Below are 14,078 nucleotides of genomic sequence, written 5' to 3' on the forward strand. Positions count from 1 at the left end.
GATGCTAGGACGGTGTGACGGGAAAGAGCAGGCGGACCGAAAGGCCGCCGCCGGTCCTGTTCTGCAGGGCGATGCGGCCGCCGTGGGCCTCGCAGATCTCGCGCGCGAGGGCGAGCCCCAGACCGGTGCCGTTGCGTTTGGTCGAGTAGAACGGCAGCAAGGCGTTCGCCAGCACCGCGTCGTTCATGCCGCTGCCGCGGTCGAGGACCTCGATCCGCCAGGCGTCGGGCAGGCGCGACAGCGACAGGCCGACGTCGGTGGCCGGCGATCCGGATTCGTGCGCGTTGCGCAGCAGGTTGATCAGGCATTGCTCCATCTGCGCCGCATCCAGGCGCAGTTCGGCGTCGCGCTCGCCTTCCAGCGCGAATGCCACCTGGTCGCGCAGGCGCTCGACGAAACGCCGCCACGGTATCGTCTCCAGGCGCGGTGCCGGCAGTTTGGCGAAGCGCGCATAGTCGCGGATGAAGCCCTCCAGGTGACGCGCGCGTTCCTCGATCGTCGCCAGCGCCCCGGGCAGCCGTTCCATCTGGCCACGGCGCAGCAGTTCGGCGCCGGAGTGAGCGAGCGAGGCGATCGGCGCCAGCGAATTGTTGAGCTCGTGGCTGATCACCCGGATCACCTTCTTCCATGTCTGGACCTCCTGCCGCCGTAACTCGGCGGTGAGCAGGCGCAGCAGGATCAGATCGTGGCGGCGTCCGTTGAGGCGGAACTGCCGCCGGGACAGGTGGTAGATGTCCTCGTCGTCGGCGTCACCGACGCCGAACATGCCATCGCCGCCCCGCGTCAGGGCCTCGCACAACGCCTCCGGCTGCGCCGCCGTCAACGCATCGAAGTCGCGCCCTTCCAGGCGTTTGCCGTCGCCCAGCAATTTGCGTGCGGCGAGATTGCCCAGCACCACGCGTTGCTGCGCATCGAGCAGGATCATCGCCACCGGCGTGTTCTGCACCATGGTGTCGAGCAGGAGCTCGCGCTGCACGAGCGTATTGCGCTGCTGGCGCAAGACGTCGCCGAGGCGGTTGTGGGCATCGACCAGTTCGGCCAGTTCGCCCCGGCCGTCCCAGCGGATGCCGAAGCTGTAGTCGCCGTCGCGGTACGCGGTGACAGCCCCGGAAAGCGCACGGAACAGGGCACGCACAGGGCCGAGCTGGCGCTGCACCTGCCAGGCCAGGACCGGCAGCAGGGCTGCGGTCGCGACGAGGACCGCAGCCCAGGGCAGCAGCCAGTAGGTCAGCCAGGCGGCGAGCAGCGCGGTGCCGATCGCGAAGCCGGCCGCGAGGCCGGTCAGCCGGACGCCCAGCGGCAGTCGCGGCCGTCGCATCAGTCGCGCCGCAGGCCGAGCTTGTCCATGCGCCGGTACAGGGCCTGCCGGGACAGGCCGAGTTCGGAGGCCGCCTGGGCGAGCACGCCGTCCGCCCGCTCGAGCGCCGCCTCGATGTCGGCGCGATCGGGCTCGGCGATGGATTCGGTGGTCTCGCGCTGGCCGCGCCCCGGCGGTGCCGTACGCGTGCTCGGCAGGCCGAGGGCGTCGGCGTCGATGCCCGGGTCCGGCGACAGCAGCGCGGCACGCTGCACCACGTTGCGCAGCTCGCGGACGTTGCCCGGCCAGCGGTGGCGCAGCAGCGCCTGCTCGGTGGTGCGGAGCAGGTGCCTGTCGGCGGGCAGGAAGTGCCGCGCCAGGGGGAGGATGTCGTCCGGCCGTTCGGCCAGCGGCGGCAGCTTCAGTTCGATCGCGTTGAGACGGTAGTACAGGTCTTCGCGGAACCGCCCGTCGTCGATCAGGGTCGGCAGGTCGGCGTTCGTCGCACTGACCACGCGCACGTGGACCTGGCGCTCGCGGTTGGAGCCCAGGCGCTGGAACCGGCCGGTTTCCAGGACGCGCAACAGTTTCATCTGCCCGGCCAGGGGCAGGTTGCCGATCTCGTCGAGGAACAGGGTGCCGCCGTCGGCGGCTTCGAACTTGCCCTCGCGGGCCTTGTTCGCACCGGTGTAGGCGCCGGCCTCGGCACCGAAGAGCTCCGCCTCGATCAGGTCGGCGGGCAGCGCGCCACAGTTCAGTGCGACCAGCGGACCGTCGCGGACGGCGGAGTTGGCGTGGATGATCTCGGCGATCTTCTCCTTGCCCGCACCGTTGGGCCCGGTCACCAGGACCGGCAGCTCCGAGCGCGACACCTGGATCGCCAGGGACAGCACGCGCTCGCTCGCCGCATCCGCCCAGACCATGCCGCGCAGATCGTGGTCGCGTTCGAGCGCGTGGCGCTCGCGCCGGGCACGCGCCCGGTGCCGGCCCAGCTCCTGGCGGCTGGCGGAGAGTTCGAGCAGGTTGGACACCGTGGTCACCAACTTGTGATCGTCCCAGGGCTTGGCGATGTAGTCGGCCGCCCCTGCACGGATCAGGTCCACTGCGGATTCGAGATGGGTCCAGGCCGTCAGCAGCACCACCGGCAGGTCCGGGTGGCGGGCATGGATCTCGCCGAACAGGGCGGTGCCCTCGTCGCCCGAGGTGGTGTCGGTGCGGAAGTTCATGTCCTGGACCACCAGGTCGACCGGTTCGCGCGCCAGGACGGCGAGGCCGGCCTCGGGCGAGTCCGCGTGCACGGTGTGGATGTCGTGCAGCGAGAACAGCACCTCCAGCGCGGTGGCGACGGCGGGGTTGTCGTCGATGACGAGGATCGTGGGCATGGGCATCAGGGTGTGCTGCGGGCAGGCCGGGCAACGCGTGTCCGGCAGGAAGAGTGTAGTGGCGGAAGGGCCGGCATCGTCGTCGTCAGCCGGGGCGTTCCTCTGCCATCTGCTGCTGCGCGATCCAGCGGTCGATGCGGACTTCGAGCAGCGACAGCGGCATCGAGCCGCTACCGAGCACGGTGTCGTGGAAGCCGCGCAGGTCGAAGCCGGCGCCCAGCGCCTGCTGTGCGCGCTGCCGGAGCTCGATGAGCTTCAGCTCGCCGATCTTGTAGGCCAGCCCCTGTCCCGGCCAGACGATGTAACGGTCCACCTCGGCCTGCAAGTCCGGCTCGTCGGCATCGGAGTGGGTGCGCAACCAGGCGACCATTCGCGCGCGGTCCCAGCGCAGGTGATGAACGCCGGTGTCGAGGACGAGGCGATTGGCCCGGGTCAATGCCTGCGCCAGGCGGCCGTAGTCGCTGTCGGGATCCTCGTAAAAACCGAGCTCCTTGGCCAGGTGCTCCGAGTACAGCGCCCAGCCTTCGACGAAGGCCAGATGCACCGCCCGGGTCCTGAACGCGGGCAGGTCGGGCAGGGCCCGGGCGATCGACATCTGCATGTGATGGCCAGGAATGCCCTCGTGGTAGGCGGTGGCCTCGACCGTGGACAGGGAGCGGCTGGCGAAGTCGCCGGTGTTGACCAGGACCGTGCCCGGCCGGTGGCCGTCGGGGGTGCCGGGAACATAGGCCGCGGCCGAGAAGGTCGTTTCGGAATGCGCGGGCACGGCGGCGACATCCACGCGGGCTTCGGGCAGCAAACCGAAGAGTTCGTGCAGCCGGGGCGCCATGCGGGTGACGTGGTGCCGGTACAGGTCGAGCAGTTGTTCGCGCGAGGTCGCGTAACGCGTACGATCGTCGCGCATTGCGGCGCGCATCGAAGCCAGGTCCGGATGGCCCTGGTCGTGGGCGATCCGCGTCATCTCCGCCTCGATGCGTGCCACCTCGCGCAGGCCCAACGCATGGATGTCGGCGGGCGCCATGTCGGTGGATGCCAGCCGGCGGACCTGGTCGAGATAGAGCGCCTCGCCGTTGGGCAGCGACCAGATGCCGGGTTCGAGCCGGCCGGCCGCCGCGTATTCGGTCTCGATGAAGCGGGCGAGATCGCGGTAGGCCGGGCGCACGTGCGCGTCGATCGCCGCCAGCACCGCGTCGCGCAGCCGCGCGTGTTCTGCCTGGGGAACGCTGTCGGGAAATGTCCGCACGGCGCCCGCGAATGCGTTATCCAGGCCGGCGGGTGCGGCGATCGCCTCGGTCTGCGCCACCAGCGCGTCCATCAGGTGGCGCGGTGGGACCAGTCCGGCGCGCATGCCCAGGCGCGCGCGCTCGGTGATGGCGGCGAGCACGGCAGGCAGGCCCTCCAGGCGTGCGGCGTAGTCCTCGTAGTGGCGGGTACTGGCGAACGGAAACGTACCCGCCATCGCCGGCAGCGCCAGATGCATGCCCCTGAACTGGTCCAGGGGCATCATCCACAGGCCCAGCCGATACGCAGCAACCTCGCCCTCCAGGCGATCGATGAGCATCCATCTGTTGGTGCGCGCGGTGTCGGAGAAGCCGTCGTCGTCGAGGGCCTGCAGCTGGGCGAGCAAGGCGCGCGCCTCGGCGTCCTGACGGGCGAGGGCGTCCGGCGAGGCGTCGCCCCAACGGGCGTTGCCGCGATCGTCGCCACCGAACGAGGCATGTTCCGGCCAGTCGCGCAGATAGCTTGCCCAGTGCGCATCGATCAGTGTGGCCAGCATCGCCATACGCACGTCGGCATCCTCCCGGTCGCGACCCGCCACGTGGTGCGGATGGCCGTCGTTGCCGGAGCAGGCAGCGGAGCCGACGAGGGCGAATGCCAACGCGAGTGCGGGACCGAGGGTGGGCATCGGGAAGCGCATGGGGATCTACTCGTATGAAGGGAGCGGCCGGCTCAGGCGGCGCGTGTCGCTCGAGCGGGCGGCGTCCGCGCCGCCCGCCGAGCAGGCCCGGCCGCGGCGTACAGGCCCAGCGACCACAGCAGCAACGCAGCGAGCGGGAGATAGGTCAGCGGCAGGCGTGCCATCGCGTAGGTCTGCATCAACCAGTGGTTGATGGCGTAAGCGGCGACCAGGCCGGGCAGCAGGCCCATGCCGACGACGATCAGGTTCTCGGCGAGGACGTGACGCAGGATGTCGCCGCGGCCGGCACCGAGGGCGCGCCGGATGCCGATGCTGCGGGTGCGGATCTCCACCCAGTAGCCGGACAGGCCGGCAATGCCGACGCCGGTGACCAGCAGGACCACGGCGACCACGGTGGACAACAGCCAGACCGCTGCACGACGTGCGCGGAACGCGCTGTCACGCAAGGATTCGTACGTGTCCACGCGCACGGCGACGCCCGGCAGCATCGCGGCGCCGAATTCCCGTTCCAGCAACGGGCCGATCGCGTCGCGCGCCGCGTCGCGTTGCCCGGGGGTGACGCGAACGGCGTAGTTGAGCACGGGCACCGAGACGACATCGGCCGGCAACAGGATCGAGAACTGCGCACGGCCCTCGTCGAGGGCGTCGAGCTGGTAACGCAGCAGGCGTCGGACGATACCCACCACGACGAGATCGCGACCGCCGCTGGTCTGTTCGAGCCGGCCACCGAGCGCGTCCCCGTTCGGGAAGTAGTGGCGCGCCAGCGCCTCGGTGAGAAGCACCGGCGTTCCCGAGGGAATGTCCAGGCCTTCGCCGGCGAGATCCACGCGGATGCCCTCGCCCGGTTCGAAGTCACGGCCCCTCGCCAGCTCCAGGCCGAGCGTCTGCAGCAGGCCGTCGCCGGCGAAGCCGGTGGCGGTGGCCGTGGTGCCGGACGGGCCGCGCAGATCGAGCGTGAACGTCATCGACTGTTTCATCGGCAGGCCCAGGGCCGGCGCGACGCCCTCCACGCCGGGGATGCCCCGCAGCAGGTCCGCGCCGGTGCGGATCTGCGCGGCGCTCCAGTGCCCGCTCCGGGCGACGAGCTGGTCCACCAGCAGCAGCCGGTCGCGTGCGATGCCGTCGTCGACCAGCAGCGGCGCAGCCTGTCGTTGCAGCAGGAACACCGCATTGCAGAGGATGGCCGCGGCCACTGCGACCTGCACGGCGATGAGCCAGGGCATCAGCGGACGCTGGCGCAGGCCGGAGAGAATCTGGCGGAGAGGCGGTATGTGCATCGATCAGAGGGTCTTGACCTGCAGCACCGGCTCGATCCTGGCTGCGCGAAGGGCCGGCACCACGCCGACCAGGAGGCCGGTGGCGACCGACAGCGCGAGCAGGAGCAGGAACAGGCGGGGTTCGAAACGGGCGAGATCGGTGTAGCCGTGGTCCTGCAGCCGGATCAGCCACAACCCGAACGCCGTCAGCGGCAGCGCGAGCAGTCCGCCCAGCGCGCCGGCCGCGCCCGCCTCGACCAAGCACTGCACCATCACCGAGCCGCGCGGCGCGCCGAGCACCCGACGCACTCCGAGTTCGCCGCCGCGGCGCAGGAAACGTGCGGCCAGCAGGCCGGCCACATTGACCATGCACAGCGCGAGCAGGCCCACGGCGAGCAGCAGGTTCAGGCGGACCGCATCCGGCACGACATGGTTGGCCGCCAGCCAGGCGTCGACGCTGTACAGACGGCTGTCCGTGTCGCGCTCGAAGACGCCGGCGGCCTGGCGGGCGCGGGCATAGCCATCGAGGGCGGCGGCGTAGGCGGTCCGCGTGGCGGCGTCGGGCAGTTCCGCCCACACGGCCAGCCAGCGGCAGTCCTGCAGGTCGATGGTGTCGAAGCCGAAGCCGCCCATGCCGCGGCTGTCGCAGTCGCGTGTCGCCACCGGGGCGATGTCGGCGTCCAGCGCCGCGCGCAGCGGCAGAAACACGGTCTCGCGGGCGTCGCCCCAGGCAGGGGTGCCCGTCTGGAAAAAATGAAAACGCGGCTGCGGCGCCCATTCACCGGCGATGCCGATCACCCGGAACTGCCCGGCGCCGATCCGCACGTCGCGCCCGAGCGGGTCCGTGTCACCGAACAGCGCATGGGCGGTGTCCTCGGAAATCACCACGACGCGCGCATGCGCCTCGGCGTCTGACCAATGGCGCCCGCGCAGCAACGGCACACCGAACATCGCCGGCATGGGGCCGCTGGCGAGGACGGCCAGGCCGCTGCGCGCGGCGTCGCCATCGGGCGCGTGGACGGTCAGCAGGGTGGAAACGAGCGCGGTCTGACGGACCTGCGGCTGCAGCGCGGCCATGGCCTCCGCATCCTCGAGCTTCCAGAGGAAGGGGGGCGTCTCCTCGACCGCGGAACGGTCGCTCTGCGGCGCACGCCTGGAGTCGACCCAGGCCAGATGCAGGCGCTCGCCGACTCCCGGCAGGGGCGTGGCGGACAGCATCGACAGCAGGGTCAGCATGCTCATCACCGCGGCCAGGCCCAATGCGAGCAGCAGCACCGAGAGGACCATGGTCCGCGGCTGGCGCAGCAGGCCGCGCAGGCCCAGCGCGAAGCTGTAGCGCAGCGTCCGCGACATCAAGCGCTGCGCGTCGCGACGGCCGGGGGGACCAGCGCGGCACGCCGCGCCGGCCCGTACACCGCGACCTGTCCGAGCGCCCACAGCACCAGGGCGCCGATGGGCAGGTAGAACAGCGGCAGGCGCGGCAGCTCGTAGCGCTGCATGAGCAACTGGTTCAACGCATACGCCAGCAGCATGCCGAGCACGATGCCGATGGTGGCGAGCAGGAAGTTCTCGGTCATGAAGTAGCGCAGGATCTGCCCACGGGTGGCGCCGAGCGCACGACGGATGCCGATCTGCCGGTGGCGCTGCTGCACCCAGAAGCTGGCGAGGCCGACGATGCCCAGTGCGGTCACAACCAGCAACGCGATGGAGACGGCGACCAGCAGCCAGGCCATCGCCCGGTCCTGGCGGTAGAAGCGCGCCCGCATGCTCTCGAGGGTGCGTGCCTGTTCCGCGTCGACGATGCGTGTCGGGCCTTGCGACGCCAGCGTCCGCATCGCCTGGTCCAGGACGGCCGCCCGTTGCCCCGGATCGGCGACCCGGAGCAGGTACAGGCCGCTGGCATAGGACATCGCGCCCGGCAGGATCACCGTTTCCTCGTAGCTGCTCGTACTGCCGGAGTTGCCGGGCCGGGCCAGGCGCTCGACCACGCCGATCACGACGGTGGGTTCGTCGCCCCAGATGAGGACCGTGCGTCCGAGCGCGTCGCCGTCGGGAAACAGGCGGTGGGCGGTGGCCGCCCCCAGGATGGCCGAGGGAAACGCCACGTTGCCCTCCAGGTTCATCTGGGCGAAGTCGCGGATCTCGTCGGAGGTGAAGTTGCGCCCCGCCACCAGTCGCAGGCCGAGGGTGTCGAGGAGGCGGTGATCGCCCAGGTAGTTCGACACCGACATGGTCGGGTCGCGCTGTTCGGCGGTCAGCCGCACGCTGCTGGTCCAGTTCGAGTTGCCGAACGGGATCTGGTTGCTGATCGAGGCGTCGACCACGCCCGGAATCGCGCGCAGCGCGGCGAGGTCGCTCTGGGTGACCGCGGCCGCATTCTCGTCACGGGCGATGCCGCGCGCCTGCACGGTGACGATGTGAGACTCGTCGAGCCCGGTCGGCCGGTTCATGCGCTCCAGCCGCCCCGTGATCAGGAACAGCGCGTTGCAGATGATCGCGCACGACAGGGCGATCTCGAAGACGATCAGGGCGGCGGCGGTCTTGTGCCGCGACAGGGTCGACAGGATCGGTCGGATGTCCATGGGGTCTCTTGGCAAGGGATGTTGGAGCTGCGGACGGGCCGGGGTGGGCTACTGCGCCTTGAGCTGGATGGCCGGGGTCACCTGCATGGCGCGCCAGGCGGGGAGCAGGCCGGCCAGAAGACTCGCGGCGAGCGCCACGGCGAAGGTGATGAGCAGCATCTGCGGGTCCATGCGCGCCAGTTCGGCGTAATCCGCGGGTTGGCGGCGTACGGCCCACAGGCCCAGCAACGCCAGCAGCAGGCCGAGGGCGCCGCCGGCCACGCCGACCGCACCGGCTTCGATCAGGCATTGCGCGAAGATCGAGCGACGGCTCGCGCCCAATGCCCGCCGCACGCCGATCTCCCCGCCACGGCGGAGGAACTTCGCGAGCAGCAGGCCGACGGTGTTGAGCAGGCACACCGCCAGGAATCCGAACGCCAACCACACCTGGAGGCGCACGTCGGCCGGCACCACCTCGTTCTCGTCGAGCCAGGCCATGACCGGCGTCAGCGCGGTGTTGGTCGGCCGTTCGAAGCGTCCGGTCGTGCGTTGCTGGTCGGAGTAGTTGTCGAGATAGGCCTTGTAGTCGGCCACACCGGCGGGCGTGTCGAGCTGCACCCAGTACTGCACCCAGGCGCAGGGCGCATTGGGGCCCGTGCTGCCCTCCAGGTCGGTGCTCTCGCCCCAGCAGTCCATGTTGCCCTGGACGCCCAGGCGCAGGTCCCGCGACGTGGAGAACGGCAGGAAGACGTCCTCGACGTCGGTGAATTCGCCGGTGGTGAGGTCGTAGAACCGGGGTGCGGGCCGCCAGGTGTCGAGGACGCCCACGACGGTGAAGTCCGTCCGGCTCAGGCGCAGCGTCCGGCCGGTGGGGTCGACGTCCCCGAACAGGCGTTGCGCCGCGGCGCGCGACAGGACCGCGACCCGTGCGCGCGCCGCATCGTCGCTGGCCTGCCAGCCGCGACCGTGCAGGAACGGCGTATCGAACATCGGGAAGAAGTCGGCCGAGGTGTAGCGCGCCTGCAGCATGAACGGGTTGAGCCCCTCGGCGTCGGGCTCCACCGCCACGCCCCCTCCGGCCATCACCGCCTGGCGGTCGCCGCGCGCTTCGCGCAACAGGGTCTCCGCGTCGAAGCGGGTCATCTGTTCGGAGGGATCCTCCCCGGGCGTGTGGCCGCTCAGACTCCTGGGCTCCAGGCGTACGTAGTGCAACTGGTCGCTGCGGTGCGGGATGGGGTCGCCGGACAGCAACCGGAACACGGTGAGCGTGGTCATGCTCGCGCCGATGCCCAGTGCGATGGCCAGCACCATCAAGGCGGTCAGCGCGCGGTTGCGGCGAAAGCTGCGCAGCGCGAGTTTGACGTAATAGGGGAAGAGGCCGGACATGGTCGGGATCTCAGGTGGAGGCGTCGGCCGGCGCCCGCGGTGCGAGTGCGATCGGCGATTCGGTGGTGAGGTCCGTCGCCATGCCGTCGACGATGTGCACGTTGCGCTGCGCGCGTGCCGCCAGTTCGGGATCGTGGGTGACCATCACGATGGTGGTGCCCTGCTGGTGGATGTCCTCCAGCAGCTCCATGACGCTGCGCGCCATCTGCGAGTCGAGATTGCCGGTGGGTTCGTCGGCCAGCAGCAGGCGCGGGCTGCCGGCCAGCGCACGCGCGATCGCCACGCGCTGCTGCTGGCCGCCCGACAGTTCGGCCGGATAGTGCTTGATGCGCGACCCCAGCCCGACCATGCCCAGCGCATCCTCGATGCGCATCCTGCGCTCCGCCGACGGCATGCCGCGGTAGCGCAAGGGCACGTCGACGTTGTCGAACAGGTTGAGGTCCGGAATCAGGTTGAAGCCCTGGAAGATGAAACCGATCTTCTCGTTGCGCAGCCGCGAGCGGGCGTTGTCGTCGAGTCCCTTCACGTCGACGCCGTCAAGCAGATAGTTCCCGCCGGTGAACGTCTCCAGCAGGCCGGCGATGTTGAGGAAGGTGGTCTTGCCGGAGCCCGAGGGCCCGGTCACGGCCACGAACTCGCCCTCGCGCACGTGCAGGTCGAGTTCGCGCAGGGCGTGGGTCTCGACGAGTTCGGTGCGATAGACCTTGGAAACGGCTTGCATGTGCAGCATGGGATGGCTCCGGAAGCGTGGGCGGCGGGATCAGCCGTGAATGCGGAAGGTGAGGGGCGGTGCGGCTGCGAGGGCATCGCGACCCCGGTCGTGCCGGCTCCCGATTCGGGACGGCGCGTCCGGGAACGCTGCGGCGCGGTCGAGCGCGTGAGGCTTCGGCGGGACGGTCGAGGCGATCCGCTTCGGGCTGCAGTGGACGGCGAGCGGGGACGGTGGTGCGTGGGCGATGCCGCCGGTCATGGCCGGTCTCCCGAAATGCGGACGCGCTCCGCGTTGTCGAACAGGTCGCTGCCGGCCACCACCACGCGTTCGCCCGGCTGCAGGCCCTGGGTGATCTCGACCGCGCCCAGGCTGCTGGCACCGGCCTCGATCGGACGGCGCACCGCGGCACCGTCCTTGACGACGTAGACGTGGCGGCCGCCGAGCTGATCCAGGAACGGGCCGCGCTCGACCGTGACCACGTCGCGTCGGGTGTCGAGCAGGATCCGGGCGGTCAGGCGCTGGCTCTGGCGCAGCCCCGGCGGCTGGTGTTCGCTGAAGCGCACGCGCGCGGCGACCTCGCCGTTGACGACTTCCGGCGACACCGCCGAGACCTCGGCCGGAAACACCTCGGCACCGCTGCGGATCTCGGCCGGGACGCCGATGGCGAGATCGCGCGCGAAGCTCTCCGGGACCCGGATCTCGACCTCGAACACCGACAGGTCGACGACACCGAGCACGGGCGCGTTCGCGGCGACGTTGGTGGCCTGCGCCACCTGCACCTGGCCGACGAGGCCGTCGAACGGCGCGCGCAGGGTGAGCGCGTCCACCTGGCGCTGCGCCTCGGCGACGATCGCGCGTTGGCGTTCGGCCAGCAATTGCTTGTTGCGCGCATCGAGCCCGGCGCCCTGGCCCTGCAACTGCGCGTCCTCGTTGGCGGATGCCAGGCCGATGTCGGTCTTCTGCAGCGTGTCCTCGGCCTTGGCCAGATCGACCTGCGCGAGCACGCCGGCCTCATAGGCGCGCTGGTAGCGCTGCAGGTCGCGCTCGGCCGCGGTGCGGTCGATCTGCGCCTGGTCGACCAGCTTGCGCGCCTCCGCCCGTGCGATGCGGGCATCGAGCGCGGTGCGGTCGGCCTCCGCCTGCAGGCTGGCGAGCGTGGACTCTTCCTGCACCAGCTTGCTGCGCAGCTCGGGGCTGTCGATCTCGGCCAAGACCTGGCCGGCCTCGACGCGGTCGCCAGCGACCACCTTCAACGTCACCGTGCCCGGGGCGATGGCGTAGAGGGTGGGGCTGTTGGCGGCGATGACGCGGCCTTCCGCGCTGATGTCGCGGATCAGATCGCCGCGCGTCACCTCGACGATACGCAGGCGGCTCGCGTCGTAGGAGCGCGCGCCGTCGGCCCAGCCGGCGATCACCCAGACGAGGCCGACGAGGGTCACCGCGCCGATGGCGATCAGAGGCAAGCCGCGGCGCAGACGCCGTGTGGCGGACACCGGGGGGCGGGCGGCGTCCTGGGCGGAGGTGTCGCGGATCGGCGTGCTGCGGGACATGGGCGGAGAACAGTGCGGGGCCTGCTCTCGTTGAAGCAGGTTGCGTGCCAATTTCAAGTATTTGATTTAACGGATGTTTTCCTGTATCCGGCGCCGTCCGGTCGTGGTTGCGGACGTCCGGCCCGGTGCGTCCGCGGGCTGCCCCCGTACAATGCGCGATCCCTCGGCTGGAGTCGTCGTGCATGTGTGGAATCGTCGGTGCCATCGCCGGTCGTGATGTCGTCCCGGTCCTGATCGAGGGGCTGAAGCGGCTCGAGTATCGGGGCTACGACTCCGCCGGGATTGCGGTGGTCGAGGGCGACACGGTGCGGCGTGTCCGCCGCACTGGCCGCGTGTCGGAGATGGAAGTCGCCGCGCAGGCCGAGGGCCTCGCCGCCTCGCTGGGCATCGGCCATACCCGCTGGGCCACCCATGGTGGCGTGACCGAATCCAACGCCCATCCGCACGTCAGCCAGGGCGTGGCCCTGGTGCACAACGGCATCATCGAGAACCACGAAGCGCAACGCGAGCGGCTGACCGCGCTCGGCTACGCGTTCGAGTCGCAGACCGACACCGAGGTCATCGCCCACCTGATCCACCACCACCTCGATGGCGGGCTCGACCTGCTGCAGGCGGTGCAGGCGGCCACGCGCGAACTGGAAGGCGCCTATGCGCTGGCCGTGGTCAGCCGTGACGCGCCCGACCGCATGGTGTGCGCGCGGATGGGATGCCCGCTGTTGATCGGCCTGGGGGACGGCGAGAACTTCATCGCTTCCGATGTCTCGGCGATCATCCAGGCCACGCGCCGGGTGATCTTCCTGGAAGAGGGCGACACCGCCGAGCTCACCCATGCGGGCGTCGCGGTCTACGACGAGACCGGCGCACCGGTCGCGCGCGGCGAACACCTGTCCGATGTCTCGCTCGCGTCGCTGGAGCTCGGGCCGTACCGGCATTTCATGCAGAAGGAAATCCACGAGCAGCCGCGTGCGATCGGCGACACGCTCGAGGCCATCATCGATGCGGCGGGCTTCGAGCCCGGCCTGTTCGGCGCCGACGCCGCCGAGGTGTTCGACGGGGTCCGGGGCGTGCAGATCCTCGCCTGCGGCACCAGCTACTACGCGGGCCTCGTCGCCCAGTACTGGATCGAAGCGATCGCCGGTGTGCCTTGCCGGGTGGAGATCGCCAGTGAGTACCGCTATCGCAAGGTCGTGCCCGATCCGGGCCATCTGATCGTCACGATTTCCCAGTCGGGCGAAACGCTCGACACCATGGAGGCGCTCAAGTACGCCAAGTCGCTCGGCCACACGCGGACGCTGTCGATCTGCAACGTGCCCGAGAGCGCGATCCCGCGTGCGAGCCGCCTGGTCTTCTACACCCGTGCCGGCGCCGAGATCGGCGTCGCGTCGACCAAGGCGTTCACGACGCAGCTGGTCGGCCTGTTCGCGCTCGCGGCCACCCTGGCCAAGCTCGGCGGGCACCTGCCGGCCGAACGCGAGGCGGAGTACATCGACTCGTTGCGGCATCTGCCCGGCAGCATCCAGCATGCGCTGAACCTCGAGCCGCAGATCGCCAGTTGGGCCGAGCGCTTCTCGCCTCGCCATCACGCGCTGTTCCTCGGCCGAGGCGTGCACTACCCCATCGCCCTGGAAGGCGCGCTCAAGCTCAAGGAGATTTCCTACATCCACGCCGAGGCGTATCCGGCCGGCGAGCTCAAGCACGGCCCGCTGGCCCTGGTGGATGCGGACATGCCGGTGGTGGTGATCGCGCCGAAAGACGAATTGCTGGAGAAGGTGAAGTCGAACATGCAGGAGGTCCGCGCGCGTGGCGGCGAACTGTTCGTGTTCACCGACGCCGACAGCAACTTCGGCGCCAGCGAGGGCGTGCACGTGATCCGCGCGCCACGCCACGTCGGCGTGCTGAGCCCGATCGTGCACACGATTCCGGTGCAACTGCTGGCCTATCACACGGCACTGGCGCGCGGCACCGATGTCGACAAGCCGCGCAATCTCGCCAAGTCGGTGACGGTGGAGTAGCGCG

At 70.3% G+C, this 14,078-nt stretch carries 10 protein-coding genes; 1 reads left to right on the plus strand and 9 read right to left on the minus strand.

What is annotated here, in order from left to right:
- Window positions 1-4 precede the first annotated feature (4 nt).
- From RG19_RS01295 to RG19_RS01335, 9 genes are all read right to left on the minus strand, one after another.
- Window positions 5-1,318, minus strand: a complete 1,314-nt coding sequence (locus RG19_RS01295; protein ID WP_058833678.1) for a sensor histidine kinase — start codon at window positions 1,316-1,318, stop codon at window positions 5-7.
- Window positions 1,318-2,679 carry a sigma 54-interacting transcriptional regulator gene (locus tag RG19_RS01300; RefSeq protein WP_058833679.1) on the minus strand — a complete coding sequence of 454 codons (1,362 nt, stop codon included), beginning with the start codon at window positions 2,677-2,679 and terminating at the stop codon, window positions 1,318-1,320. Before RG19_RS01300 ends, RG19_RS01295 begins: the two co-directional genes overlap by 1 nt.
- Before the next feature lie 85 nt (window positions 2,680-2,764).
- Entirely contained in the window at window positions 2,765-4,597 is a 1,833-nt protein-coding gene (locus tag RG19_RS01305) for a DUF885 domain-containing protein (protein ID WP_058833680.1), read from the minus strand.
- 32 nt (window positions 4,598-4,629) lie between these two features.
- Entirely contained in the window at window positions 4,630-5,874 is a 1,245-nt protein-coding gene (locus tag RG19_RS01310) for an FtsX-like permease family protein (protein ID WP_238376567.1), read from the minus strand.
- 3 nt (window positions 5,875-5,877) lie between these two features.
- Window positions 5,878-7,206, minus strand: a complete 1,329-nt coding sequence (locus tag RG19_RS01315; RefSeq protein WP_238376568.1) for an ABC transporter permease — start codon at window positions 7,204-7,206, stop codon at window positions 5,878-5,880.
- Entirely contained in the window at window positions 7,206-8,435 is a 1,230-nt protein-coding gene (locus RG19_RS01320) for an ABC transporter permease (RefSeq protein WP_058833681.1), read from the minus strand. The genes RG19_RS01315 and RG19_RS01320 overlap by 1 nt, the downstream gene beginning before the upstream one ends.
- 48 nt (window positions 8,436-8,483) lie before the next feature.
- A complete protein-coding gene (locus tag RG19_RS01325) occupies window positions 8,484-9,800 on the minus strand; it encodes an ABC transporter permease (protein WP_058833682.1) in 1,317 nt (438 codons plus the stop codon).
- Between the two features lie 10 nt (window positions 9,801-9,810).
- Window positions 9,811-10,530, minus strand: a complete 720-nt coding sequence (locus RG19_RS01330) for an ABC transporter ATP-binding protein (RefSeq protein WP_058833683.1) — start codon at window positions 10,528-10,530, stop codon at window positions 9,811-9,813.
- Between the two features lie 236 nt (window positions 10,531-10,766).
- On the minus strand, window positions 10,767-12,062 hold the full coding sequence (locus tag RG19_RS01335) for an efflux RND transporter periplasmic adaptor subunit (protein WP_058833684.1): 1,296 nt from the start codon (window positions 12,060-12,062) through the stop codon (window positions 10,767-10,769).
- A 182-nt stretch (window positions 12,063-12,244) separates the two neighbouring features.
- On the opposite strand from RG19_RS01335, the gene glmS reads away from it, so the two are divergent.
- The gene (gene glmS, locus RG19_RS01340; protein ID WP_058833685.1) at window positions 12,245-14,074 is read left to right on the plus strand and encodes a glutamine--fructose-6-phosphate transaminase (isomerizing); all 1,830 of its coding nucleotides are present in this window, start codon (window positions 12,245-12,247) and stop codon (window positions 14,072-14,074) included.
- Window positions 14,075-14,078: the final 4 nt, after the last annotated feature.

The organism is Luteimonas abyssi, from assembly GCF_001482195.1.
Taxonomy (GTDB): Bacteria; Pseudomonadota; Gammaproteobacteria; order Xanthomonadales; family Xanthomonadaceae; genus Luteimonas; species Luteimonas abyssi.

Excerpts from the sequence above, each read along its gene's own strand:
- RG19_RS01325 (WP_058833682.1), bottom strand. The coding sequence starts at position 9,800 with ATGTCCGGCCTCTTCCCCTATTACGTCAAACTCGCGCTGCGCAGCTTT.
- RG19_RS01300 (WP_058833679.1), bottom strand. The coding sequence starts at position 2,679 with ATGCCCACGATCCTCGTCATCGACGACAACCCCGCCGTCGCCACCGCG.
- RG19_RS01320 (WP_058833681.1), bottom strand. The coding sequence starts at position 8,435 with ATGGACATCCGACCGATCCTGTCGACCCTGTCGCGGCACAAGACCGCC.
- glmS (WP_058833685.1), top strand. The coding sequence starts at position 12,245 with ATGTGTGGAATCGTCGGTGCCATCGCCGGTCGTGATGTCGTCCCGGTC.
- RG19_RS01330 (WP_058833683.1), bottom strand. The coding sequence starts at position 10,530 with ATGCTGCACATGCAAGCCGTTTCCAAGGTCTATCGCACCGAACTCGTC.
- RG19_RS01335 (WP_058833684.1), bottom strand. The coding sequence starts at position 12,062 with ATGTCCCGCAGCACGCCGATCCGCGACACCTCCGCCCAGGACGCCGCC.
- RG19_RS01295 (WP_058833678.1), bottom strand. The coding sequence starts at position 1,318 with ATGCGACGGCCGCGACTGCCGCTGGGCGTCCGGCTGACCGGCCTCGCG.
- RG19_RS01315 (WP_238376568.1), bottom strand. The coding sequence starts at position 7,206 with ATGTCGCGGACGCTGCGCTACAGCTTCGCGCTGGGCCTGCGCGGCCTG.
- RG19_RS01310 (WP_238376567.1), bottom strand. The coding sequence starts at position 5,874 with ATGCACATACCGCCTCTCCGCCAGATTCTCTCCGGCCTGCGCCAGCGT.
- RG19_RS01305 (WP_058833680.1), bottom strand. The coding sequence starts at position 4,597 with ATGCGCTTCCCGATGCCCACCCTCGGTCCCGCACTCGCGTTGGCATTC.